The 24,563-nt window shown below is 75.0% G+C and carries 22 protein-coding genes and 1 tRNA gene; 11 read left to right on the plus strand and 12 right to left on the minus strand.

Going from position 1 to position 24,563, the window contains the following annotated elements:
* The first annotated feature begins 167 nt into the window (after nt 1-167).
* The 3 genes from ACWIX6_RS05025 to nudC are packed head-to-tail and all read left to right on the plus strand — an operon-like array spanning nt 168 to nt 3,849.
* Nucleotides 168-1,478 (plus strand): M16 family metallopeptidase, encoded by a 1,311-nt coding sequence (locus ACWIX6_RS05025; RefSeq protein WP_448615747.1) that lies wholly within the window; start codon nt 168-170, stop codon nt 1,476-1,478.
* Complete coding sequence (locus ACWIX6_RS05030) at nt 1,475-2,851, plus strand: M16 family metallopeptidase (RefSeq protein WP_448615748.1); 1,377 nt, start codon at nt 1,475-1,477, stop codon at nt 2,849-2,851. The genes ACWIX6_RS05025 and ACWIX6_RS05030 overlap by 4 nt, the downstream gene beginning before the upstream one ends.
* Nucleotides 2,848-3,849, plus strand: a complete 1,002-nt coding sequence (nudC, locus tag ACWIX6_RS05035; protein ID WP_448615749.1) for an NAD(+) diphosphatase — start codon at nt 2,848-2,850, stop codon at nt 3,847-3,849. The genes ACWIX6_RS05030 and nudC overlap by 4 nt, the downstream gene beginning before the upstream one ends.
* Here the strand turns inward: nudC and ACWIX6_RS05040 are convergent.
* The 3 genes from ACWIX6_RS05040 to ACWIX6_RS05050 form a co-directional block, all read right to left on the minus strand.
* Nucleotides 3,815-4,414: a uridine kinase gene (locus tag ACWIX6_RS05040; RefSeq protein WP_448615750.1), complete on the minus strand. Its 600-nt coding sequence runs from the start codon at nt 4,412-4,414 to the stop codon at nt 3,815-3,817. The genes nudC and ACWIX6_RS05040 overlap by 35 nt on opposite strands.
* Before the next feature lie 95 nt (nt 4,415-4,509).
* Complete coding sequence (locus ACWIX6_RS05045) at nt 4,510-5,199, minus strand: ANTAR domain-containing protein (protein ID WP_448615751.1); 690 nt, start codon at nt 5,197-5,199, stop codon at nt 4,510-4,512.
* A gap of 95 nt (nt 5,200-5,294) precedes the next feature.
* Nucleotides 5,295-5,558: a mycoredoxin gene (locus ACWIX6_RS05050; protein WP_448615752.1), complete on the minus strand. Its 264-nt coding sequence runs from the start codon at nt 5,556-5,558 to the stop codon at nt 5,295-5,297.
* A gap of 146 nt (nt 5,559-5,704) precedes the next feature.
* Between ACWIX6_RS05050 and ACWIX6_RS05055 the strand changes: the two genes are divergently transcribed.
* From ACWIX6_RS05055 to ACWIX6_RS05070, 4 genes are all read left to right on the plus strand, one after another.
* Nucleotides 5,705-7,744: an ATP-dependent helicase gene (locus tag ACWIX6_RS05055; protein ID WP_448615753.1), complete on the plus strand. Its 2,040-nt coding sequence runs from the start codon at nt 5,705-5,707 to the stop codon at nt 7,742-7,744.
* A 190-nt stretch (nt 7,745-7,934) separates the two neighbouring features.
* On the plus strand, nt 7,935-8,273 hold the full coding sequence (locus ACWIX6_RS05060; protein ID WP_448615754.1) for a hypothetical protein: 339 nt from the start codon (nt 7,935-7,937) through the stop codon (nt 8,271-8,273).
* A gap of 147 nt (nt 8,274-8,420) precedes the next feature.
* Entirely contained in the window at nt 8,421-8,771 is a 351-nt protein-coding gene (locus ACWIX6_RS05065; RefSeq protein ID WP_448615755.1) for a WhiB family transcriptional regulator, read from the plus strand.
* Entirely contained in the window at nt 8,768-9,079 is a 312-nt protein-coding gene (locus ACWIX6_RS05070; RefSeq protein WP_448615756.1) for a hypothetical protein, read from the plus strand. Before ACWIX6_RS05065 ends, ACWIX6_RS05070 begins: the two co-directional genes overlap by 4 nt.
* A gap of 143 nt (nt 9,080-9,222) precedes the next feature.
* Here the strand turns inward: ACWIX6_RS05070 and ACWIX6_RS05075 are convergent, their stop codons facing one another.
* Nucleotides 9,223-10,545, minus strand: coding sequence for an ABC1 kinase family protein (locus tag ACWIX6_RS05075; RefSeq protein ID WP_448615757.1), 1,323 nt, complete (start codon nt 10,543-10,545; stop codon nt 9,223-9,225).
* Nucleotides 10,546-10,549: 4 nt separating this feature from the next.
* Nucleotides 10,550-11,623 carry a ThiF family adenylyltransferase gene (locus tag ACWIX6_RS05080; RefSeq protein WP_448615758.1) on the minus strand — a complete coding sequence of 358 codons (1,074 nt, stop codon included), beginning with the start codon at nt 11,621-11,623 and terminating at the stop codon, nt 10,550-10,552.
* A gap of 395 nt (nt 11,624-12,018) precedes the next feature.
* Here ACWIX6_RS05080 and ACWIX6_RS05085 point away from each other — a divergent pair, with 395 nt between their 5' ends.
* On the plus strand, nt 12,019-12,651 hold the full coding sequence (locus tag ACWIX6_RS05085; RefSeq protein ID WP_448615759.1) for a M48 metallopeptidase family protein: 633 nt from the start codon (nt 12,019-12,021) through the stop codon (nt 12,649-12,651).
* Here ACWIX6_RS05085 and ACWIX6_RS05090 read toward each other — a convergent pair.
* The gene (locus ACWIX6_RS05090) at nt 12,645-14,054 is read right to left on the minus strand and encodes a zinc-dependent metalloprotease (protein ID WP_448615760.1); all 1,410 of its coding nucleotides are present in this window, start codon (nt 14,052-14,054) and stop codon (nt 12,645-12,647) included. The two genes, ACWIX6_RS05085 and ACWIX6_RS05090, sit on opposite strands and share 7 nt — an antisense overlap.
* Before the next feature lie 206 nt (nt 14,055-14,260).
* Here ACWIX6_RS05090 and ACWIX6_RS05095 point away from each other — a divergent pair, with 206 nt between their 5' ends.
* From ACWIX6_RS05095 to ACWIX6_RS05105, 3 genes are all read left to right on the plus strand, one after another.
* On the plus strand, nt 14,261-15,283 hold the full coding sequence (locus ACWIX6_RS05095) for a YlbL family protein (RefSeq protein ID WP_448615761.1): 1,023 nt from the start codon (nt 14,261-14,263) through the stop codon (nt 15,281-15,283).
* A gap of 203 nt (nt 15,284-15,486) precedes the next feature.
* Nucleotides 15,487-18,438: a UPF0182 family membrane protein gene (locus ACWIX6_RS05100; RefSeq protein ID WP_448615762.1), complete on the plus strand. Its 2,952-nt coding sequence runs from the start codon at nt 15,487-15,489 to the stop codon at nt 18,436-18,438.
* Between the two features lie 85 nt (nt 18,439-18,523).
* A tRNA-Met gene (locus ACWIX6_RS05105) sits at nt 18,524-18,600 on the plus strand.
* A 117-nt stretch (nt 18,601-18,717) separates the two neighbouring features.
* Here ACWIX6_RS05105 and ACWIX6_RS05110 read toward each other — a convergent pair.
* From ACWIX6_RS05110 to ACWIX6_RS05135, 6 genes are all read right to left on the minus strand, one after another.
* Nucleotides 18,718-19,503 carry a DUF4386 family protein gene (locus tag ACWIX6_RS05110; RefSeq protein ID WP_448615763.1) on the minus strand — a complete coding sequence of 262 codons (786 nt, stop codon included), beginning with the start codon at nt 19,501-19,503 and terminating at the stop codon, nt 18,718-18,720.
* A complete protein-coding gene (locus ACWIX6_RS05115; RefSeq protein WP_448615764.1) occupies nt 19,500-20,267 on the minus strand; it encodes a DUF4386 domain-containing protein in 768 nt (255 codons plus the stop codon). Before ACWIX6_RS05115 ends, ACWIX6_RS05110 begins: the two co-directional genes overlap by 4 nt.
* A gap of 116 nt (nt 20,268-20,383) precedes the next feature.
* Nucleotides 20,384-21,148, minus strand: coding sequence for a DUF4389 domain-containing protein (locus tag ACWIX6_RS05120; RefSeq protein WP_448615765.1), 765 nt, complete (start codon nt 21,146-21,148; stop codon nt 20,384-20,386).
* A 141-nt stretch (nt 21,149-21,289) separates the two neighbouring features.
* On the minus strand, nt 21,290-21,673 hold the full coding sequence (locus tag ACWIX6_RS05125) for a hypothetical protein (protein ID WP_448615766.1): 384 nt from the start codon (nt 21,671-21,673) through the stop codon (nt 21,290-21,292).
* 103 nt (nt 21,674-21,776) lie between these two features.
* Nucleotides 21,777-22,463, minus strand: coding sequence for a response regulator (locus ACWIX6_RS05130; RefSeq protein ID WP_448615767.1), 687 nt, complete (start codon nt 22,461-22,463; stop codon nt 21,777-21,779).
* The gene (locus ACWIX6_RS05135; protein WP_448615768.1) at nt 22,460-24,529 is read right to left on the minus strand and encodes a GAF domain-containing protein; all 2,070 of its coding nucleotides are present in this window, start codon (nt 24,527-24,529) and stop codon (nt 22,460-22,462) included. Before ACWIX6_RS05135 ends, ACWIX6_RS05130 begins: the two co-directional genes overlap by 4 nt.
* Nucleotides 24,530-24,563 lie beyond the last annotated feature (34 nt).

The raw sequence follows: 24,563 nt of genomic DNA on the forward strand, positions 1-24,563 counted from the left end.
GGCGATCCTCGCGGATCGCACCGCGGCCGGGTGCCGTCCCCGCGCTCAGCTGAGCCGTTGCCGGTCCTCCTCGCGGGACCCTCCGGGCCCCACTCGTCGGGCCCGAGCCGCTGCGCGGCGGTCGGCCCGACGTGGGCCGGCCCGGCCCCACCATTACTGTCCTGGGCGTGACAGCAGTCGATGCCGATCTGACCCTGCGGCATCCGGTGGAGCGCTTCCGGCTCGACAACGGCCTGCGGGTGGTGCTCGCCCCCGACCGGAGTGTCCCGGTCGTCGCGGTCAGCGTGTACTACGACGTGGGCATGCGCTCGGAGCCGGTCGGCCGCACCGGGTTCGCCCACCTCTTCGAGCACATGATGTTCCAGGGCTCGGCCAACGTGCCGAAGATGGAGCACGCCCGCCTGGTCCAGGCCGCCGGCGGCACCTTCAACGGCTCCACCCACCAGGACTACACGAACTACTTCGAGGCCCTGCCCGCCGAGGCCCTGGAGCGCGCGCTGTTCCTGGAGGCCGACCGGATGGCCGCCCCGGCGATCACCGAGGAGAACCTCCGCAACCAGATCGACGTGGTGAAGGAGGAGATCCGGGTCAACGTGCTCAACCGCCCCTACGGCGCGTTCCCGTGGCTCCAGCTGCCCCCGATCGCCTTCGAGAGCTTCGCCAACACCCACGACGGCTACGGCTCCTTCGTCGACCTCGAGTCCTCCACCGTGGACGACGCGGCCGACTTCTTCGACCGGTACTACTCCCCGGCCAACGCCGTGCTCTGCATCGGCGGGGACCTCGACCCGGCCGAGACCGAGCGGCTGGTCCGTCGCTGGTTCGACGCCGTCGAGGCCCGTCCCGCGCCCCCCGTGCCGGTCACCGGCGAACCCTCGCCGACCACCTCCCGGTACGGCGTGGTCGAGGACCCGCTCGCCCCCGCGCCGGCCGTGGCGCTGGGCTGGCGGGTGCCCGACCCGGTCGCGGACTTCGACACCTACCTGGGCACCGTGCTCCTCACCGAGCTGCTCAGCGAGGGCGACGCCTCGCGCCTGGAGCGCCGCCTGCTGCACACCGACCGCCTCGCCGTCGCCCAGAGCAGCTACCTGGGCCTGTTCGGCGACCCGTTCGACGTCCGGGACGCGACGCTGCTGGTGACCCAGGTGCACCATCCTGCGGAGGTGCCGGTCGAGCGCGTGCTCGCCGCGGTGCACGAGGAGGTCGACCGGGTGGCCACCGACGGCGTGGCCGCCGACGAGCTCGAGCGGGTGCAGGCCCGGGTGGAGGCCCAGCTGCTGCAGCAGGCCGACTCGGTGCTGGGCCGGACCCTCGGCTTCGCCGCCGCCGAGCTGGTGCACGGCCGGGCCGAGCTGGCCGGCGAGCTGGCGGCCCGGCTGGCCGCCGTGACGCCCGACCAGGTGCGGACGGCGGCGCGCGGGTTGTCCGCGGACACCGCCGCGGTGCTCGAGCTGCGCGCGACCGGAGGACCCCGATGAGCCCCGCAACCCCGTCCTCCCTCGTCCCGCCGCTGGGGGAGCCCCGGCCGCAGCCGGTCCCCGAGGTCCACGAGACGACGCTGCCGAACGGACTGCGGCTGATCGTCGTGCCCCGGCCCGGGGTCCCGCTCGTCGAGCTGCGGCTGCGGGTCCCCTTCGCCGCCGCCACCCCCCGGGGTGCCGCGGCGCACGTGGCCCGCACCTCCGTCCTCACCGGCTCGGTCCTGCTCGGCACCACCGAGCACGACCAGCTCCAGCTGGCCCAGCTCCTGCAGGCCCACGGCGCCGAGCTGTCGGTGTCGGCCGACCCCGACCGGCTGCTGTTCTCCACCACGCTGCTGCCCACCGGCCTCGGGCCGGTGCTGGGCGTGCTCGCCGAGCTGCTGCTCAGCCCCGCCTATGCCAGCGGTGAGGTGGCCGCCGAGCGGGACCGGGTCGGGGAGCGGCTGCGGATCGCGCGGTCGCAGCCCGGCGTGGTGGCCCGGACGGCTATGGCCGCCCGGCGCTTCGGAGCACACCCCTACGCCCAGCAGCTGCCCGCCGCCGACCTGGTCGCCGGGGTCACCCCGGCGATGCTGCGCAAGCTGCACAAGGAACGGGTGCTCCCGGCCGGCAGCACCCTGGTCCTGGTCGGCGAGGTCGACCCGTCGGCGGCGGCCGACGCCGTCGGCACCGCCCTGGCCGGCTGGTCGCCGGTCGGGACCGCGGTGGCCGCCCCGCCGGTGCCGGCGGCGCCGCCCGAGGTCCTGCAGTTCGTCGACCGCCCCGGGGCCGTGCAGTCCAACGTGCGCCTCGGCGGGCCCGCCCCCGGTCGCACCGACCCGGAGCTCCCCGCCGTCCGGCTGGCCAGCATGGTCTTCGGCGGCTACTTCTCCTCCCGGCTGGTGGAGAACATCCGGGAGCGGCGGGGCTACACCTACAGCCCACGCAGCTCCGTCGAGCACCTGGTGGGCGGGTCCTCGTTCACCGTTGAGGCCGACGTGGCCACCGAGGTCACCGGTCCGGCGTTCCTGGAGACCTGGTACGAGCTCGGCCGGATGGCGCTGACCCCGGTCACCGAGGCCGAGCTGGAGTCCGCGCGGCGCTACCTCCTCGGCACGCTCGCCCTCGGGACGGCGACCCACTCCGGCCTGGCGAGCACCCTCTCGGCGCTCTTCGGTGCCGGGCTGTCCGCCGAGTGGCTCGCCGAGCACCAGCGGGCGCTCGCCACGGTCGGCGTGGCCGAGGTGACCGAGGCCTCCCGTCGCTGGCTGCACCCGGCCGGCCTCACCGCGGTGGTGGTCGGGGACGCCGACGCCGCCGCGGAGCCGCTCCGCGCGCTGGGCCCGGTGGAGGTCACCGCCCCGGCGAGGACCGTGGCGGCCGACGCGTGACCGCGGACCTCCCGGCCGCCGACGTCCCGGCGGGCGACGGCGTCCCCGCCGGCGGCAGCACGACGGCGGACAACCCGCCTCCGATGACGACGGCGGACTGGCCGACGACGACGACCTCCACCCCCACGGCGGTGCCCCTGCTGTCCCGGGCCGCGCACGACCGCGGCCACCTCGCCCGGTCGCTGGCCGACCCGGCCCAGGGCCGCCCGGTCCGGGTGCTCACCGTCGACGAGCGGCGGACGGTGCCCGTCCACGAGGGCCCCGACGGCCCGGAACTGGTGTACGACGAGCGCCCCGGCATGCCGGCCGGGGGCATCTACCTCGGCGAGGCCGACGGTGCGGTCTACGCCGCGGTCCGCGGGGAGCGGGCGCTCACCGTCAACGGCCGACCGGTCGACCAGTGGTCCGGGTTGCGTGAGCTCGGCGCCGACCTCGGCGACCTGGACGCCGGGCTGCTGGCCGAGGCGATCGGCATCGTCGAGTGGCACGAGCGCAACCGGTTCAGCCCGCTGTCCGGGGCGGCCACCACCATCGAGCGCGCCGGCTGGGTGCAGCGGGACCCCGAGACCGGCGCCGAGGTCTTCCCGCGCACCGACCCCGCGGTGATCATGCTGGTGCACGACGGGGGCGACCGGTGCGTGCTGGGCCGCCAGGCGGTGTGGCCGGCCGGCCGGTTCTCCATCCTGGCCGGCTTCGTCGAGCCGGGGGAGTCCGCCGAGGGGGCGGTGGTCCGCGAGGTGGCCGAGGAGGTCGGGCTCGCGGTGACCGACGTCCGCTATGTGTCCAGCCAGCCCTGGCCGTTCCCCCAGTCGCTGATGCTCGGCTTCGTGGCCCGGGCGCTGGACGAGGAGCTGCGGATCGACCACGACGAGATCGAGGAGGCCCGCTGGTTCAGCCGGGACGAGCTGCGCTCGGGCACCGGACCCCAGGCGCTGCCCCCGGCGGTGTCCATCGCCCGGCACATCATCGACCGCTGGGTGGCGGGCGACCTGGAGTGAAGCGGCCCTGCAGGACCAGGGCGGGGCGGTCGGGGTGGTCGGCGAGCACCACGGCGTCGGCCAGCCCCGCGGGGTCGACCTCGTCGTCGTAGCGGTCGAAGGCGGGCAGCTCCCAGGCCCGGTCCGGCGGCACCCGCCGGCGCCGGGCCGCCGGGCCGACCCGCAGGTGCACGACGACGTCGAAGGCGAGCCCCAGCCCCTGCAGCAGCGACCCGGGCACCAGCAGCACGCCGCGGGGCGGTGCGCTCAGGTAGCCGGCGCGGGCGGCGCGGTCCCGGTCGGTGTCCCACAGCGCCGGCAGGTACTCACCCGGCCCGCCCGGACCGGTGCGGTCCAGCACCTCCCGGGCCAGCGCCCGGACGTCCAGCCAGTCGGTGTAGCGCGCGTCGGGGTCGGTGCGGCCGTGTTCCAGCCGCAGGGACGCCGGCCGGTAGAACCCCTCCGCCGGGACGACGGCGGAGGGCCGGCTGCGCACCGGGAGGAGCTCGGCCAGGCGGGCGGCCAGGGCGCGCGGTCCCGGGACGGAGCCGGCAGGGCCGGTGAGCTCCGGCCCGTCCACCCCCACCCGCAGGACGGCGGCACCCGGCTCGGGCGGGACGTCGGCCAGCAGGTCGGCCAGCCGCTCGGCCAGGGCGTCGGGACCCAGCGGGACCGGCCCGCTCAGGAGACGCCCTCCGGCTCGGAGCCGGGGGTCACCGCCTGTCGCTGGCGACGGGACACCCGCCGGGCGGTGGGGGCCCGGCCGGGGTCGGGCTCGGCCGGACCCGCGCCGGATGCGTCACGCAGGTCGTCGCCGGGCGTGCGCTGATCGGGGACCGACACCCGGGCGGCGAGCGCGTCGAGGACCTCCCGGGCCAGCTCCTGGGCAGGCCGGCCCTGGGCCCGGGCCCGCCGGCGGAGCTCGTCGAAGGCGTCCTTCGGGCCGGTCCCGTGCCGCTCGGCGAGCACGCCGATCGCCCGCTCGATGGACACCCGTGCGGCCAGCGCGTGCTCGAGTTGGCCGACGGTGCGGCGCAGGGCCTCGAGCTCGGCGTCGCGTGGGTCGGCGTCCTCGGACCCGGCGCCGGGGACCGGGCCGCGGGCGGCGAGCCGGGCCGGCCGGTCCGGCTCGGGGGTCGCGCCGCTCTCCTCCGCCACCAGGTCGGCCAGGGACATGGCCTCCACGAGCGGCAGGCGGCCGGGGGCCTCGAGGTCGGGGTCCGCCCCGGGGTCGTTGAGCACCGACCATCCGCGCGGGGTGCGTACCAGCACCACCGCCGGGTCACCGGACGGGGTGCGGATGACGTCCTCGGGGAGGGCGGTGGCCCACGCCGGCCGCCCGGCCGGAGCGGACGGGCACTGTGCGGTCATCGTGCCCTCCCTGGGGTCCGGCGGCTCCTGGGCAGCGGCGGACCCGCAACCCCCGTGGGCACGATGATCGCCCGCCGAGGGCCGCGGGCCGGGGATCACGCGCCGGGCGAGGTGGCGAGCTGCGCCTTGACCTGGTCGATGCTGGGGTTGGTGAGCGCGGTCCCGTCGGCGAAGACGAGGGTGGGGACGGTGCGGTTGCCGCCGTTGGCCGCCATGACCAGGTCGGCTGCGCTCTCGTCGGTCTCGATGTTGACCTCGGCGAAGTCGATGCCCTCGTTCTGCATCATCTTCTTGAGCCGGACGCAGTACCCGCACCAGCTGGTGGTGTACATCGTCACGGCCGTATCAGGAGCGCTCATCACGGGGATCCTCTCTCGCGGGTGCGGGCGGAGGCCACCCGGGGGGCGGCGGACCCGTCCGCCGGGTGCGGGGCTGGCAACGCCGGGCGCCTGGGGATGCTTCCCCCGCCCCGTCGGTGCCGGCTGGGAGGATCGGGTGCGTGGGCATGCCGCAGATCGGACCGCCGATCGGACGAGGACCGGACCCGGACGAGCCCGGGGACGCCGCCACCGCCGCCGAGCAGGTGCTGGCCGGGCTGGACGAGCAGCAGCGGGCGGCCGCCTCGGCGGTGCAGGGGCCGGTGTGCATCCTGGCCGGCGCGGGGACGGGCAAGACCCGCACGATCACCCACCGCATCGCGTACGGCGTGCACACCGGGGTGTACGTCCCCGAGCAGGTGCTCGCGGTGACCTTCACCGCGCGGGCGGCGGGGGAGCTGCGTGGCCGGCTGTCCGCGCTCGGTGTCGGAGGCGTGCAGGCCCGCACCTTCCACGCCGCGGCCATGCGCCAGCTGCGTTACTTCGCGCCCCGGGTGCTGGGCGGGCCGATGCCCGAGCTGATCGAGAACAAGCTGCGGGTGGTCGCGGCGGCCGCCTCGCGGGCCCGGCTGACCACCGACCGCACCAGCCTGCGTGACCTGGCCAGCGAGATCGAGTGGGCCAAGACGACGCTGGCCACCCCTGAGGACTACCCCGCACGGGCGGCCAGGGCCGGCCGGGAGCTGCCCTTCGACGCGTCGGCGGTGGCCGAGGTCTACCGCAGCTACGAGTCGGCCAAGCAGCGCGACGGGGCCCTGGACTTCGAGGACCTGCTGCTGGTCACCGCCTACGCGCTGGAGGAGCACCGGGACGTGGCCCGGGAGGTCCGCGGCCAGTACCGGTTCTTCGTGGTCGACGAGTACCAGGACGTCAACCCGCTGCAGCAGCGGCTGCTCGACGCCTGGCTGGGTGGCCGCGCCGAGGTCTGCGTCGTCGGCGACCCGAACCAGACCATCTACTCCTTCACCGGCGCCGACCCCGACTACCTGCTGGGCTTCGCGGACCGCTATCCCGACGCGGAGGTGGTGAAGCTGGAGCGGGACTACCGCTCCACCCCCCAGGTGGTGGGCCTGGCGAACAAGCTGATCGGTCAGGCGCCGCCGCGCCGGGGCCTGCCCGGCCTGCGGCTGCTGGGCCAGCGGCGGGACAGCGTGGAGCCGAGGTTCGTCGAGCACCCCGACGAGCCGGCCGAGGCGGCGGCGGTCGCCCGGGCCTGCCGCGAGCTGGTGGACGGCGGCCTGCCGGCCAGCGAGATCGCGGTGCTCTTCCGGATCAACGCGCAGTCGCAGGTCTACGAGTCCGCGCTCACCGACGTCGGGGTCCCGTACGTGCTCAAGGGCGGCGAACGGTTCTTCGAGCGCCCCGAGGTGCGGGAGGCCGTGGTGCTGCTCCGCGGTGCCGCGGCCGGTGGCAGCGAGCCGGGGGCGCTGGTCCCCACGGTCCGCGACGTGCTGGCCTCGACCGGCTGGGTGGAGCACCGCCCTCCGGCCGGCGGCGCGGCCCGGGACCGCTGGCAGTCGCTGGCCGCCCTGGTCGACCTGGCGGTGGACCTGGTCGCGGAGGAGCCCACCCTGGACCTCGCCGGTTTCGTCGCCCACCTGGCCGAACGGGCCGCCGCCCAGCACGCCCCCACCGTGCAGGGGGTCACGCTAGCCTCGATGCACGCGGCCAAGGGCCTGGAGTGGGACGCGGTGTTCGTCGTCGGGCTGGTCGACGGGGTGGTGCCGATCGCCCAGTCGCAGAGCCGGCCCGACGCGGTCGAGGAGGAGCGGCGGCTGCTGTACGTGGCGGTGACCCGGGCGCGCGAGCAGCTGACGCTGTCCTGGTCGCTGGCCCGCAACCCCGGCGGACGGCGGTCCCGGCCGCGCAGCCGGTTCCTCGACGGGCTGGCCCCGGACTCGGCCGCCCCGGTGCGCCGGCCCGCAAAGCGGCCCAAGGTGGTCCTGGAGGGGGCGGCGGGGGAGCGGTTCGAGCGGCTGCGCGCCTGGCGCAGCAGCACCGCGGCGTCGGCGTCGGTGCCGGCGTACGTCGTCTTCACCGACGCCACGCTCCAGGCGATCGCCGAGGCGCGTCCGGCGTCGCTGCGCGAGCTGTCCGGGCTGCCGGGGATCGGGGCCCGCAAGCTGGAGCTCTACGGAGCCGACGTGCTGGCGGAACTGGCCGACTGAGCTGGCCGTTCCCGGCCGGCCGCGCTCGGCGGGGGAGTCCGTCGTTAATTGCGTTGACCGGCTTCCGGGACCTCCCCTAGCCTCTGGGCACACCACCTGGCAGTGACCAGGAGCACGACCGCAGGACCGAGACGACAGCAGGGGGCGCGGCCGACAGGCCGGGCCCCGACTCCGGGAGGAGGGGATCAGCATGGGCAGCACCGACACGTTCACCACCGGCGCGGCAGGCGGAGCCCCGTTGCCGGCTGCCGTCGTGCGTCCGTCCCGGTGCGACGGGTGGGTCGCCGTCGCGCCCGCAGCCGCTCCGGCCCGGGGGACAGGTCTGCCCTCCACCGGTGGGATGCGGCCCGCGATCCCGGCCGTCCGGCCGTGGGGCCGGCCGTCCACCGAGGAGCCCGGCATCGCCCGCCTCGAGCTCGGTCACGACGACACCGGCGTCCCCGCCTTCCTGGGCGGCTACGCCCAGCGCACCACCGGCACCACCAGCACCGCCCCGGGAGCCCAGCCCCCGAGGGACCCGTTGAGCTAGCTGCTCAGCTGGTCCTCCTCGAGGCCGCGGAACCCGGACACCGGGATCCGCGGCCTCTGTCATGTCAGGGCCGTGGACCCACCCCGACCTCCGGTCGGCGGGGTCCCGCTGACCGGTCGACCTGACCGAAGACGAGGAGGAGCGGCCGTGCAGCACACGATCGAGCGATCGGCGTCCCAGCGCCGTCCCGGGCTCGACCGCACGCACACGTCCACGGGTGGGCTCCCACCGGCCGGACCACCGGCGGGGGGCCGCCGGACGTTGCCGTGCCGGGTCCAGGACCCCGACCTCTGGTTCGCCGAGAGCCCGGCCCAGCTGGAGCACGCCAAGACGCTGTGTGCCGGGTGCCCGGCGCGCACCGCCTGCCTGGCTGGGGCGCTGGACCGGGGCGAGCCCTGGGGGGTGTGGGGCGGGGAGATCTTCGACCACGGCGTCGTGATCGCGCGCAAGCGGCCGCGTGGCCGTCCGCGCAAGGTCCGGGCCGAGGACGCGGCGTGATCCCGGCGCCCACCCCGGCGGCGCCCACCCCGAACGCGTCCACCCCGAACGCGTCCACCCCGGCGGCTCCTCCCGAGGAGTCGCCCGACGAGAAGTCATCCGACGAGGTGCCTGCCGGCGCCTCCGTACAGCGAGGGACCGAGATGGACCTGATCGAGCACGACTGGGCGCGCAGCCGCATGCGCGACCTGCAGTTCCAGGCGGACTCCGCCGCCCGGGCGCGCCGGCTGATCGCCGCCCGGCGCTGGGCGCGCCGGGCGGAGCGGGCGTCCCGCCGGGCCGCCCGTGCCAGCGCGGCGGTGAGGTAGGACCGCCGGCACGAGGCGGCGACAGCCGCTGTCCGTCCCGGTCGCGGGGCCGGAAGCTCCCGGCCGGGACGGACGCAGCGGCTCAGAGGTGGCCGGGAGGGCCTCGGCCGCGGTGTCGTCCGGAGGACGACGACGGGCACCCCTCAGGCCCGGAAGCCGGGCAGCCACTCCTCGCAGACGCCCCGGTAGGGCGCCTCGGCGTCGAGCTGGCACAGCACCCCGATGGACCCGATGGTCACCCGGTGGATGAGCAGGTAGGCCGGCGGCAGGTTGAGCTGGCGGCCGAGCCGGTTGGCGTCGCTGCGCGGGTCACCGATCCGGGCGGCCTGCTCCTGCATCCAGGACCGGGTGAACTTGAACGTCTTCTCCCGGACCGGGTCCAGCAGCGGGAGGAGGTAGTCCAGCACGCCCTGCGCGTCCACCTCGACGGTCGGCCGGATGAAGCCCTCGGCGCGCAGGTCGGTCAGCACGTCCTCCGCCCGCCCATCCAGCGCCCAGCGGACCAACCGGCCGATCGGTTCCGGGTGCCCGTCGGGGAGCCGCGCGATGGCGCCGAAGTCGATGACCCCCAGCCGGCCGTCGGGCACCAGCCGGAAGTTGCCCGGGTGCGGGTCGGCGTGCAGCAGCCGGGCCCGCGTCGGGGCCGAGAAGTGCAGGACCGCCATCAGCAGGCCGGCGCGGTCGCGCTGCTCGCGGCTGCCGTCGGCGATCACCCGGGACAGCGGGATGCCCTCGAGCCACTCGGAGACGATCACCTTGGGGGCGCTCGCGACGACCCGGGGGACGACGATCTGCTCGTCGTCGGCGTAGGCGGCGGCGAACGCCCGCTGCGAGTCCGCCTCCATCCCGTAGTCGAGCTCCTCGACCACCCGGGCCTTGAGCTCGGCGATGAGCGGCTTGACCTCCATCCCGGGGAACAGCGCGGCGAACAGCCGGGCGAACCGGGCCAGCTGGTTCAGGTCGGCCATCAGCGCGGTGCCGGCCCCGGGGTACTGGATCTTTACCGCCACGTCGCGCCCGTCGTGCCACGTCGCACGGTGCACCTGCCCGATGCTCGCGGCGGCCGCCGGGGTGTCGTCGAAGTGGCGGAACCGCTGCCGCCAGCTGCCGCCCAGCTGCTGGGCCAGCACCGAGTGCACGGTGCGCACCGGCATCGGCGGAGCGGCCTCCTGCAGCTTGGTCAGCGCCTCGCGGTAGGGGCCGGCGACCTCGTCGGGCACGGCGGCCTCGAACACCGACAGGGTCTGCCCGAGCTTCATCGCCCCGCCCTTGAGCTGCCCAAGGACGGCGAACAGCTGCTCGGCCGTGCGCTGCTGGAGTTCGGCGTTGACCTCCTCGGCGGGTCGGCCGGACAGCCGCTTCCCGATGCCGAGGGTGGCCCGTCCTGCCGCGCCCAGCGGGAGGGACGCCAGCCGTGCCGTCCGGGACACCGTCCCCCGTGGGATGTCCCGTTCGGAGTCGCTCACTCCCTCAGTGTCCACGTTCGGCGTCCGCGCCGCGTCGGGCGGCCACGCCGCAGGGGCACGAGGGGTGCGGCGGCCAGCGACGCAGCACCGGGGACAGCTCCGGGGGACGCAGTTCCAGGGCGGTCTCCAGCGCGGCCGGGCGGCCGGCGCCGTCGAGGTGGGCGAGCACCTGCACCGCCGCGGTGACCGCGGTCAGCAGGCACGTCACCGTCGCCCCGGTGGGCGGTGGCTCGGTCGCGGTGAGCTGGGCGGCCAGCCGGGGCCAGTCCGGGTCGTCGTCGCGGCGCCAGGCGTCGGCGCACCGCAGGCAGCTGGTCAGCGACGGCAGGACCAGCGGCCCGACGACACCGGTCTCGCCGCGCACGGTGGCCACCAGGTGCGGCACCCCCTCGCGCTGCAACCCCTCCTGCAGCGGGTCGGTGGCCGACCAGGGACGGCACAGCACCACCAGGTCCGGCGCGCGGCCCGGCGGCAGCGGCCGCAGGTCCGTCAGCGGGCTCGCCCGGCGGACGGCGTCGGCGGCGGCCAGGGCCCGCGGGCGGCCCTCGTCGGCGGCGGCCGCCCCGCCGACCACCGCGTCGGCGGCCGCGGTCGGTCCGCGGTCGCGCACGTGCACCCAGCCGACGCCGCTGGCCGCCAGGACGGCGGCCAGCGGCGTGCCCACCCGGGTGGCGCCGTCGACGACGACGGCGCTCTGCCTCCGGAGCCGCCAGCGCCCGCCGGCCGGGCCGGGGACGGCGGCCGGCAGCTCGGTCGCCGCCCGGGCGGCGGCGGCCGGGCCCGGGTCGCCGGCCAGCAGGTCGGCGGGGGCGAGGTCGTGCAGCAGGCCGGCGGCCCGCAGACCGGCCAGCAGGTCGTCGACCGCGGGGCCGGCCAGGCCGTCGGCCAGCGCCTCCGCGCGGATCGCGCGTTCGTTCCGCCGGCCGTCGAGCCTCCGCAGCAGCGAGCGGACGGCGGGACCGGCCGGGTGCACCCGCAGCCCGTCCGTGCCGTCCACACCGCCCACCTGCACCGTCTCGCCGGCCAGCCGCAGCAGCGGGGTCCCGGCGGGCAGGAGGGGGTGCGGGCTGTCGGTCACCGGCGCAGGGTGCCAGTCCCGACGGTCCCTCCGCTTCCGCCGTCCACAGGGCCCCGGGACCGGTCCCGGCCGGAGCCGGAGGGCAACGGTGGACGCTCCCGGGGCGGACCGTCCGGGTCCGGTACCCACAGCCTGTGGACAGGACTGTGGACACCGTGGGGACCCGTCGGTGTGTCGCTGTGCACCGGCCCGGGAGAGGGCCCGGCCCGCGCGCGGCCGGAGGGCGTCATCGCGCCTCCGACCAGGGACGACGTCCGTGCTCAGGCTGTGGAACGGGCCGGGTGTCCTCCGTTCGGGCGACACCGGCGGACGCCGGTTCCACTGTCCGTGTGCACCTGTCCACCTCCGGGTGTCCTCGGGTGGGCGGTGCAGGCACCGACCGTTACCGTGCGTGCGTGGAGAAGCGACCCGACCGCCGTCAGCCCGGAGCGTCCGCCGTCCCCGCGGCCGGCACCCGCACGGCGCCGGGCAGCCGGGACGTCGTCGAGGTCCGCCGCAGTGCGCGGCGCCGGCGCACCGTCACCGCCTACCGGGAGAACGGCCGCACGGTCGTGCTCATCCCGGCTGCCTTCAGCGCGGCCGAAGAGCAGCGCTGGGTGGACCAGATGGTCGCCAAGCTGCAGACGCGGGAGGAGCGCCGCCGCCGTGCGCTGGCCTCCGACCGGGACCTGATGAGCCGGGCGACGGCGCTGTCGGAGGCCTTCTTCGCCGGCCGCGCGGTGCCCCGGAGCGTCCGCTGGGTGGACAACCAGAACCGGCGGTGGGGCTCCTGCACCCCGAGCGAGGGCACGATCCGGCTGTCCAACCGGCTGCGCGGCATGCCTGAGTTCGTCGTCGACTACGTGCTGGTGCACGAGCTGGCCCACCTGATCGAGCCCGGTCACGACGACCGCTTCTGGGCGCTGGTGCACGCCTACCCGCGCGCCGAGCGGGCGCTGGGCTTCCTGGAGGGCGTCGAGTTCGGCTCCGCCGCACCGGTCGGCGACGCGCCCGAGGGCGACGTCGAGGAGCCCGCCGTTCGCTACTGACCGCGGGGCGCCGGGCCCTCGCCGGTCGTGTCGTCCGCGCCGTCCGCGCCGTCCGCGGGCGGGGTCGCCCCGCCGTCGGTCAGGTCGTCGGTGAGCTCGGCGAACACGTCGCGGCCTCCCTGCCGGGCGACGAAGTCCAGCGGCTCGTCCAGGTCGTCCGACGTCGGCAGCAGGTCCGGGTGCGACCACAGCCGGTCCCGCGCCGCGGTGCCGTGCTGCTGGGCCATCGCCCCCCACACCGTGCTGGCGTCCCGCAGCCGGCGCGGCCGCAGCTGGAGCCCGACGAGCGTGGCGAAGGTCTGCTCGGCCGGGCCGCCCGAGGCGCGACGGCGGCGCATGGTCTCGGTCAGGGCGGCGTGCCCGGGCAGCCGGGCGGCGGCGGCGGCACCGACGACGCTGTCCACCCAGCCCTCGACCAGGGCCAGGAGCGTCTCCAGCCGGCGCAGGGCCATCTGCTGCTCGGGGGTCTCCTCGGGCTCGAGCAGCCCGCTGCCGAGCAGGCGCTGCATGCTCTCCGGGTCGCTGGGGTCGATGCCGCCCTCCATGCTGCCCATCGCCTCGGTCAGGCCGCGCTCGATGGCCTCCCGGTCGACGTGGATCCCGCGGGCGTAGGCGTGCACCGCGTCGGTGAGCTGCTGGCGCAGCCAGGGCACGTGGCCGAACAGGCGCTGGTGGGCGGCCTCGCGGAGGGCGAGGAACAGCCGCACCTCGTCCAGCGGGCGGTCCAGCCCGGCGCCGAAGGCGGCCACGTTCTGCGGCACCAGCACCCCGGCCCCGTCCGGGCCGAGGGGCAGTCCGACGTCGGTGCTGGTGAGCACCTCGTCGGCCAGCTTGCCCAGCGCCTGACCCACCTGGGCGCCGAACATGACGCCGCCCATCTGCCCCATGATCCCGGCGAGCGGGCCCATCATCGCGGCCGCCTCGGCCGGCAGCGCGCCGGTCATCGCCGCGACCACGCGCTCGGCCAGCGGGTCGATCAGCCGGCCCCAGGCGGGCAGGGTCTGCTCCACCCACTCAACCCTCGACCAGGCCAGCCCGCGGTCCATGCCGGAGGGCAGCTCGGTCGCCTCGTCGAGCCAGAGGTCGGCCAGCCGCAGCGCCTCGGCGACCGCGGTGCGCTCGGCCTCGGAGGTGGGCTGGTGCCCGGGCGCCAGCTGGCTGATCGCGCCCTGGCGGGCGAGGTCCCAGTTCACCGGGCCGCCGGACCAGTTCATCAGCTTCTGCAGCTCGGCGAACAGCGGCATCTTGCCCAGCAGGTCCTCCGGGGACCCGCCCCCGGCGCCCGGGCCCATGCCGCCGAACAGGGCGCCGAGGCCGAACGGGTCGCCGGGGTTGCCGCCGGGTTCGCCCCGGCGCTCGGGATCGCGGTCGGGCAGCCCGAAGCCGAAGGGGACGTCGCTCATGTCACCACCGTAGCCGCGTAGCAGCGGCGGTGACCCGGCCCGACCAGCCCGGACGTACGCCTCCAGCGGAACGCCGGCGGCCACCCCGTCCCGCCGGCGACAGCGGTCCGGCAGCGGTGTGTCGGGGCCCGGTCCGGACGCCGGGGCGGGCGCGGACGGGCACGGCCGGACCCCCTCGACAGCCGGGTCACCTACGCTCGCCGGTCGTGAGCCGTCGGATCGCCGTCCTGGTCACCGGTGCGGTGCTGCTGCTGGTCTTCGGGGTGGTCGGGGCCCTGCTGCCGGTGCCCTACGTGGCGCAGGTGCCCGGTCCCACCTTCAACACCCTGGGGGACATCGACGGCGAACCGATCATCTCGCTCGAGGGGCGGGAGCGGAACGACACCTCCGGCAACCTCAACCTGACCACCGTCGGGGTGCCGCAGAACCCGCTCACCCTGGTGGGCGCGGTGCAGGGCTGGTTCGACAGCGAGGTCACCGTCGTCCCGCGGGAGCAGGTGTACCCCTCCGGCCAGTCGGAGGAGGAGACCCAGCAGCAGAACCGGCAGGCCTTCCTGACCTCGGAGCAGGCGGCCCGGATGGCGGCCCTGGGGGAGCTCGACTACCCGGTGAAGGTCGTCGTCCAGGAGCTCGCCGAGGACTCGCCGTCCGAGGGCCGGCTCGAGGCCGGGGACGCCTTGGAGTCGGTGGGCGGCACCCCCACCCCGGACACCGCGGCACTCACCGCTGCCCTGTCGGCGATCCCGCCGGGGTCGTCGGTGCCGGTGACCTACACCCGGCTCGGGGAGCCCGGGAGCGCGACGGTCACCACGGCGGCCGCCCCCGAGCGGGACGGGTCGGCGCTGGGCGTGCTGGTGCTGGAGTCGCCGTACGCGCCGTTCACCGTGGACATCGAGGTCGACGACGTCGGCGGGCCCTCGGCCGGACTGATGTTGAGCCTCGGGATCCTCGACCTCGTGGGGGACACCGACCTCACCGGGGGTGCGGTGGTGGCGGGGACGGGGACGATCACCGAGGAGGGCGCCGTCGGCCCGATCGGCGGCATCCCGCTCAAGCTGGTGTCCGCGCGCGAGATCGAGGCCGACCTGTTCCTGGTGCCGGCGGACAACTGCGCCGAGGCGCTGCGGAACGCCCAGCCCGAGGTGCCGATGGCGCGGGTCGCCACGCTGGACGACGCGCTCGCCGCGCTCGACGACCTCCGGGCGGGACGCACACCCGCTCCCTGCTGACCGCGGCGCCCGGGCGGCGGGTCACGGTAAGGCCGCGACCTGGGGAGCTCGGGAGCGTGGACGGCCGCCACCGTGGTGTGCTTGGGGCCCGGGAACCCGCTCCTGCCGGCATCAGTTGGAGAGGCGGACCCCGGGCCTCCCGTGGGAGCCGAACTCGTGGCCCTCCCGGCCACTCCAGATCTGTGAGGAGACCGCTCGTGGCCATGCGGCCCCCTGTGCCGGTGCCGACGCTGTCCCGGCGCGCGAAGACGGTCATCGGCATCGTCGCCGTGCTGCTCGTGCTGTTCACCGTCATCGGCACCCTGACCAACGTCTACGTCGACTTCCTGTGGTTCGACGAGACCGGCTTCACCGAGGTCTTCTGGACCGAGGTGCAGACCCGTGCACTGCTGTTCGCCGTCGCCGGGATCACCACCGGCGGGCTCACCGCGCTGGCGGTGTACCTGGCCTACCGGTTCCGCCCGACCTTCCGGCCGATGTCGCTGGAGCAGCAGAACCTGGAGCGCTACCGGCAGTCGCTGGAGCCGCGCCGCAAGGTCGTGCTGACCGCGATCGCCGCCGTCCTCGGCCTGTTCGCCGGCTTCGCGGCGCAGGGCAGCTGGCAGACCTGGCTGACCTTCCGGAACTCCACCGACTTCGGCCGGACCGACCCGGAGTTCGGCCGGGACATCTCCTTCTTCGTCTTCGACTACCCCTTCTACCGGCTGGTCCTCGGGTTCGCGTTCGCGACCGTGCTGCTGGCCCTGATCGGGTCGCTGCTCACCCACTACGTGTTCGGCGGGCTGCGCCTGCAGACCCCGGGTCAGAAGCTGTCCGGCGCCGCCCGGGTGCAGCTCTCGGTGCTGCTGGGCATCTTCATGGCGCTCAAGGCGGTGGGCTACTGGCTGGACCGCTACGGGCTGGCCTACTCCGACCGCGGCGGGTTCTTCACCGGGGCGTCCTACACCGACGTCAACGCGCTGCTGCCGGCCAAGAACATCCTGGTGTTCGTCGCCGCCTTCTGCGCCGTGGCGTTCTTCGCCAACATCCTCGTCCGGAACACGCTGCTGCCGGCCGCCGCGCTGGTGCTGCTGCTGGTGGCCAGCCTGGTGATCGGGGTGGCCTACCCGGCGATCGTGCAGCAGTTCGTGGTGCGCCCGTCGGCGGACCAGAAGGAGCAGGAGTACACCGACCGGGCGATCGAGTCGACGCTGGCCGCCTACGGCCTGGACGCGGTGGAGTACGTCCAGTACGCGCAGGACCAGACCTCCGGCGCCGACGCCGACGCGGCGGTCGCCGCGCTGCGCAACGACACCGAGACGATCCCCAACGCGCGGCTGCTGGACCCCAACGTCCTCTCCGACACGTTCACCGCCCGCCAGCAGATCCGCAACGTGTACGGCTTCCCCGAGAAGCTGGACATCGACCGGTACACCATCGACGGGGTCACCCAGGACTACGTGGTGGCGGTCCGCGAGCTCAACAGCGCGGGCCTGAGCGAGAACCAGAACAGCTGGATCAACCGGCACACCGTCTACACCCACGGCAACGGCTTCGTCGCCGCGCCGGCCAACCAGGTCGTGGCCGGGCAGGAGGGCGGCGAGCCGAACTTCACCACCGGTGACCTGCCCACCCGCGGGGACATCGAGGTCGAGCAGCCCCGGGTGTACTACGGCGAGCTGCTGAACGCCGCCGGCCAGGACGTCTACTCCGTGGTCGGCGGCACCGAGCGACGCGAGTTCGACCAGCCCGAGGGCGGCTCGGAGGAGGGGCAGATCAACTCCACCTACGACGGCGGAGGCGGCGTCTCGATCGGCAGCTTCTTCCGGCAGCTGACCTACGCCATCTACTACCGGGAGCGGAACTTCATCCTCTCCGGCGCGGTCAACGACCAGTCGAAGGTGCTCTACGTGCGCGACCCGCTCGAGCGGGTGGAGAAGGCGGCCCCGTTCCTCACCGTGGACGGCGACCCGTACCCCGCGGTGGTGGAGGGCCGGATCCAGTGGATCCTCGACGGCTACACCACCTCGGACGCCTACCCCTACGCCGAGCAGATGACCCTGGGTGAGGCCACGTCGGACGCCCTCACCGGGACCGGGACGACGGCGCTGCCCAACGACCAGTTCAACTACATCCGCAACTCGGTCAAGGCCACCGTCGACGCCTACGACGGCACCGTGAAGCTGTACGCCTGGGATGAGGAAGACCCGGTCCTGAAGACCTACATGAAGGCCTTCCCGGACATCGTCGAGCCGCGCGACGCGATGAGCGAGGAGCTGGTCAGCCACGTCCGGTACCCGGAGGACCTGTTCAAGCTGCAGCGGGACGTGCTCACCCGGTACCACGTGGCCGACCCGATCGACTTCTACAACCAGAACGACCGGTGGCAGGTCTCGGCGGACCCGACGCAGAACACCGACGCGCTGCAGCCGCCGTACTACATCCTGGCCCAGCGCCCGGGTGACGAGCGGGCGAGCTTCCAGCTCACCAGCGCGCTGAACGCCTTCCAGCGGGACAACCTGTCGGCGTTCATCTCCGCGTCCTCCGACCCCGGCTCGTACGGCGAGATCCAGGTGTTGCGGCTGCCGGGCAACACGCCGTACCGGGGTCCACGGCAGGTGCAGAACTCGTTCACCACGAACAACCAGGTCCGCCCGGACCTGACCCTGTTCAACAGCGAGAACTCGACCGCCGTGTTCGGCAACCTGCTCACCCTGCCGATCGGCAACGCCGGCCTGCTCTACGTCGAGCCGCTGTACGTGCAGGGCACCGGCGAGAACGCCTTCCCGCTGCTGCAGAAGGTGCTGGTCAACTACGCCGACCGGATCGGCTACGGCAACACCCTGTCCGAGGCGCTGGACCAGGTGTTCGGCGCGGGTGCGGGTGACGTCGCCGTCGACAGCGGGGAGGTCCCCGACGGCGGCGTGGGCGAACCGGTGCCCGAGCCGACCACGCCGGCACCGACGACGGCCCCGCCGGCGGACGGCGGAGGGGAGGGCGACACCTCGGCCCGCGACCAGGCGGTGGCGGCGCTGGACGCGGCGCTCGCCGACCTGGCCGATGCCCAGCGGGCCGGGGACTTCGCCCGGATCGGCCAGGCGCAGGCGGACCTGCAGGCCGCGGTGGAGGCCTACCGGTCGGCCTCCGGACAGACCGCGGCCCAGCCCACCGGCTGAACCCGGGCGCCGGCCCCTCCCCGAGGGCGCCGGCGCCCGGCCCCCGGAGTGCGGCGCCCGGCCCCGTGTATGGTGGTGTCACCGACGCGGGGTGGAGCAGCTCGGTAGCTCGCTGGGCTCATAACCCAGAGGTCGCAGGTTCAAATCCTGCCCCCGCTACCACCGGACAGAGGCCCTCACAGCAACTGTGAGGGCCTCTGTCGTGTGCTGGTGCAGGTCCGCTGCCCCGTCGATCCTGCTCGTGCCCCCCGCCGACGCCTCCGCCGACGGGCACGGTGGTCAGCTCGTGACGCCGGAGGAGGACCGCGGACGCGGGGCCTGCGCGGGGTCCGCGGACGACGCGTCGGCGCGGGCAGGGCCCCCGGCGCGGGTCGGCCGCAACAGCACGACCCCCAGGACGACCACCCACAGGCCCCAACCGGTGCTGCCGATCAGGCCGCCGAGGTCCCAGACCGGGAACCCGGGGACGGCGGTGGCCAGGACGTCGCCCTGGTTGGTCAGGTACAGCGCGCTGACGACGATGCCGAGGACGCCCAGCCAGCGCGGCAGCACCCGGGTGCGCACGATGACCACGCTCACGGTCACCGACCAGCAGATCCCCAGCAGCTGGCCCACGTGCTCCCCGAGCAGCGCACCCCCGAACTGGTGCTGCGCTGTCCACGCCGCTGCGGCGCCGGCGTCGCCGGCCACGTAGGACGCGGCGAGCGGGGGCACGACGAACACCCAGCGCAGGAACCCGATGAGTGCGAGCACCACCGAGGTGGCTCCCACGGAGGTGGCCGCCCGCAGGACCGGGTCCCCGGGTCGCCCGAGCGCCGCGGGCAGCAGCAGGATCGGGACGAGCAGGATCGCGTACGTCCATGCGGTGGCGAACCAGGTCCAGACCAGGGCGGGCCCGCCGTCGACGACGGCCGGCAGCACCACGTCGGCCGGTTCGCGCAGGACGTCGGGCCAGTCGAAGGTGGCCGACAGCACCGTCGCCGCCGCGCCGAACGCCAGCGCACCGGCCACGAGGAGGCCCCCGGTGGTCCGGCGCAGGCCCACGTCCGGGTCCGCGGCGGTCATCGGTCGGCACCCACGCGGGTCGGGCGACCGGCCGTGGTGACCTCCGGGAGGACCGGAGCGGGCCGGAACCCCTTCACCACGAGGTAGGTGCCGAGCGACAGCTCCCAGCAGAAGATCGGCGCGAGCGCGATCGCCGACCACAGCGAGAACTCGTCGTTGACGCCGAGCACGATCCCGATCTGGGCGGAGAGCAGCAGCGGTGCTCCGACGAGTCCCAGGAGCGGGATGGCGCGGGGCACGAGGCCGGACCGGTACATCAGGGTGCCCAGCAGCAGGGCGTTGACGGCCGCCATGACGCCGGGCCCCAGCAGGAAGGTCCAGTCGCGGACCGCCACGAGCGACGCCCCGACGGCCACCAGCGACGGGTCGTCCGCTGCGGCGGTACCGGCCAGGTCCTGCCGCAGGGTCACGACCGCGAACAGGCTGACCACGCCGACGGAGATGATCGAGGCCTCCAGCAGGCGGGAGGTGACGAAGCCGAGCGCCAGGGTCTCGTCCTGCCGCTTCAGCACGGGGAACAGCACGACCGCGGTGCCGATGCAGGCGAGGGCGTTGACCATGTCCAGCAGGCCGCCGACGAGCACGCGGGTGTCGGCGCCCGGGCCGACGACGTAGCCCGGGTCGCTGAGGACGGGGTCCAGGAAGTAGAAGGCCGCAGGGATCGAGGCGGCGAAGGTAATCAGGTACAGCGCCCCTGCCAGGAACGCGGTCGTCCTCGATGGGTCCCTCTGGACCGCGCTGGTCGCCGCAGTCGGGCTGGGCATCGTCATGACGGTCTCGTCCCGGGGGTCGGAGGTGGGGCCTCGGCGCGGAGGCGGACGGTCGGCGCCGGTGTTCCTGATCGCCCCGGGGGCCTGGCCACCCCGAGGCGACCAGGGGTTCACCGTGCCGGGACGGGCGGGGCCGGCGGTGTGGCGACGGGCTCACCGGACGGGGCCGGCGGCGGGGGCGAGACCGGCCGGGAACCGGGGTCGGTGCCGCCCTGGTCGAGCCGGAAGGGCGGATAGCGGTCGGTCATCAGCGACGTGTACGCAGCCACGCGCAGGGCCCAGCGGTCCATGCCGAGGACGAAGTCGTAGAGCGGCTTGGGGTAGCGGCCGGTGAACAGCAGCACGATGGCGGCGATCAGCACGAGCAGGCCCACGAGCCCGCCGCCGGCCGTCCAGCCGTCGTCCCAGTCGTTCCCGGTCCCGCCCCGGGTGCTGATCCACAGCCCGCCGCCGACGAAGATCCCGAGCACCACGTAGTGGGGGATGGCCAGCAGCCACCACTTCACCAGCACCAGGCCCCGGGACAGCCGTTCGGGGTAGGGCACGTCGAGGTGCGCCGGGTAGTCCGGCACCTCGGCCAGCGTGAACGGCGGATAGCGGTCGGTGCCCAGGGCGCCGTAGCCGTAGTAGTGCACCCGCCAGCTCCAGCGCAGGACGCCGACGTTGAAGTCGAAGAGGGCGCGTGGGTAGCGCCCGGTGAACAGGATCGCGAAGAACGCGATCACGCTGACCACGCAGAAGGCCAGCCACAGGAACACCAGGACGACGACGTGCGGGACGAGCAGCAGCCACTTGACCAGCCACAGGCCGCGGGAGAGCGTCGGGTCCAGGGACGCGTCGACGCGGACGGGATAGGGCGTTCGGTCCTCGGTCATGTCCGACCTCCTCGAGGCGGGCGTTCGCGTGGGGTGCGGTGAGGACTGCAGTCTGGAGCCGGGTCGGCGGCCCGGTCATCGGTGCGATGACCGGACCGGAGGGGGCTCTTTGACGTAGTCCCGGTGACGGGCCGCGTCCCGTCACGCAGGCGGGGCCGCCCCCCGGGCGGAGCCACCCACCGCCTGCACCGCCTCCGCGAGTCGATCGGGAAAGTGGACGTCCTCGTCCAGACAGGCCCGTGCCCCGGCCGCCAGGACGGCCGCGCAGGGCGTGGACCCGCTGCTGCAGACGGCGATCACCGGCCGTCCGCGACGGGCCAGTTCGCTGACGACCCGGAGGTCCTGGGGCTGCGCTCTGCGGTCCAGCTCCAGCACCACCAGGTCGGGGCCGAGCTGGTCGTCCAGGTCCGGCAGCAGACCGGGCCCGGCGTCGGTCGCACCCACGACCAGGTCCCCGTGCAGCTCCAGCAGCCTGGACAGGGCCCGGCGGACGCGGAGGTCCCGAGCGGCAACGAGCACCCTCACGCCGCACCACCCTGACTCGGAGTGCCTGCTCGCCAGCCCACCACGTGCCGGGCGGGGCGTCATCGGCGCAATGTCCTGCTGCGGCAGGGACGAACGGCGGGGACTACGGGGACGGCGACGCGGGACCGAGGCCCCGTTTGATCGCGTACAGCGCCGCCTGGGTGCGCGACCGCAGTCCCAGCTTCTCCAGGATGCTGCTGACGTGGGTGCGCGCGGTGCGCTCGCTGATCGACAGCCGGGTGGCGACCTGCTGGTTGGACAACCCGGCCGCGAGCAGGAGCAGGACCTCGTGTTCGCGCGCGGTGAGCGTGTCCAGGGCCACCCGGCCGGGGGCGCCGAACGCGCGGGCGAGCTGCCGGGACACCGCTGGTCCCAGGGGCATCTCCCCGCGGTGCGCCCTCCGGATGCCGTCGACGACCTCCTCGGCCTCGGCGTCCTTGAGCAGGTATCCGGAGGCGCCGGCCTCCAGTGCGCCGCGGACCCGGTCCACCTCGCTGTAGCTGGTCATGGCCAGGACGGCGACCCCCGTGCACCGTTGGGTGAGCAGCCGCGTGGCAGTGACGCCGTCCGTGCCGGGCATCAGCAGGTCCATGAGGACCACGTGCGGGGTCCTGCCGTCGGCGACCAACGCGTCGACCACGTCGAGGGCGGCCTGGCCGTCGGCGGCCTCGCCGACGATCTCGATGTCCTCCACGAGTTCGAGGTAGCCACGCAGCCCACGCCGCACCACCGCGTGGTCGTCGACGAGGCAGACGCGGATGCGGGCGCCGCCCGCCTCCGGCGCGGTCATGGTCGGCCTGTGGTCTGCACCGGCGCCTCCACGGCCAGCCGGGGTCCCAGGGGGGACAGCGGGATGGTGGCGGTGACCCGCGTCCCGCCGCCCGGGCGGGAGTCCACCAGAAGCGAGCCACCGAGTTGCTCCATCCGTTGTCCCATGGTGCCCAGGCCCAGGTGGCCGGGCTGGGGCAGGGACGCGTCGAAGCCCACGCCGTCGTCGGTCACCTCGACGAGCAGCTCGTGCCCGGTCCGTCGGCGGCGCAGCTGCACGATCGCGGACCGGGCCCGGGAGTGCCGGGCGATGTTGGCGAGGGCCTCCTGCACCAGCCGGTAGACCTGTTCCTCGACCTCGGCCGGCAGCGGGATCGGCCGCTTCGGCACGCGGACCTCGACGGCGATCTCGGTGCGCGCGCTGACGCCTTCGGCCTGCTTGCGGATCGCCGCCGCCAGACCCTCCTCCCGCAGTGCCTCGGGACGCAGCTCGAAGATCAGTGCCCGCATCTCCGCCAGTGCGCCCTGGGTCAGCTGGCGCAGGTTGTGCAGCCGCTCGCCCAGCGGCCCGTCGGCCGGCAGGCCCGAGCGCTCGAGGAGCAGCTGGGCGCCGCGCGTCTCCAGCGTCATCGAGAACAGCGCCTGGGACACCGAGTCGTGCAGCTCACGGGCCAGCCGGTGCCGGGCCTCCAGCGCCAGCCGCTGCTGCGCGTCGGCGAACAGCCGGGCGTTCTCGATGGCGACACCGGCCTGCGCGGCGAGGGTGACCACGGCACGCTCGTCGTCGTCGGTGAACCGTGACCGGCCGCGCTTCCCGGTGAGGTAGAGGTTGCCGTAGATCCGGCCGCGCACGCTGATCGGGACCCCCAGGAACGAGGTCATCGGCGGGTGGTGCGGCGGGAAGCCGACCGAGCGCGGGTCGTCCTGGATGCGGGTCAGTCGCAACGGACGGGCGTCGGAGATCAGCGCCCCGAGGATCCCCCGGCCGATGGGCAGGGGCCCGATCGCGGCGCGCTGCTCCTCGGGGAGGCCGTGCGTGATGAAGTCCTCCAGGTGGCCGTCCTGGCCGAGCACCCCCACGGCGCCGTAGCTCGCGTCGGCGACGTCGCAGGCCAGCTCGACGATCTTTGTCAGCACCGCCGGGAGCGACAGTTCGGACGCCAGCGCCAGCCCGGCCGCGATGAGGCCCTCGTCCCGGCGGGACGACGCGGCGGCGTCGGCGAACAGCCGGGCGTTGTCGACGGCCGTCGCGGCCTGGTCGGCGACCGCGGCGAGGAACCGCAGCTCCTCGCCGTCCGGGGGTGGGCCCGGCCAGAACGTCTTGACCGCTCCGACCGGGTGGTTGCGGGCGACCATCGGGAAGGACGCGATGCTGCGCCATCGCAGGTCGCCGTCGAGGTCCTCCAGCGCACGGAGCACCGGCTCGTCGCGCGTCCGGTCGACGACGACCGTCCGTTGGCTGCGGAAGGCCGACAGCGCGGGCAGGACCTCGCTGCCCGACCGCAGTGCCCGACGGAAGCGTTCGGCGTAGTCGTCCGGGAGGCCGGCGGTCCCGGCGACCCGCAGCCGGGGAGGTTCGCCGTCGAAGACGATGGCGGCACAGCCGCTCATCCCGGTGGACTCCAGCAGGCACTCGGCGACCCTGTCGAGAGTGGCCTCCAGGGACTCCGCCAGTGCGACCCGCGCCGCCACCTGGACGAGCATGGCCTGCCAGCGCACCGCGCGCCGCTCCTCGGTGACGTCCCGGAACGCTCGCACGACGACGTGCTCGCCCTGGAGCTCGAGGGGGACGTCCGAGTACTCGACCTCGCGTCGCCCGCTCCCCGCGCCCGGCTCCGGCTGCTCGTCCGGCACGGTGGTCCTGGCGGTGAGCAGCGGTGCGGCCGGACCCGACAGCGCCGCGCGGCCGGCGCCGCCGAGCGCCCGCCCGGCGGGATTGACGTGCAGCACGCGCAGGTCCGGCGTGAGCAGGGCGACGCCCTGCGGCAGGCCGTCCACGATCCGGGTGAGGTCGTCGATGCCCCGGATCCCGAACCAGGCCTCGTCCCAGGCCGGGGCAGCGGTGCGCGTGTCCGCAGCGCTCCTCACGGCCACCACCACCCAGAGGTCGGCTGCCGCCGAC

The organism is Modestobacter sp. URMC 112 (assembly GCF_053502575.1).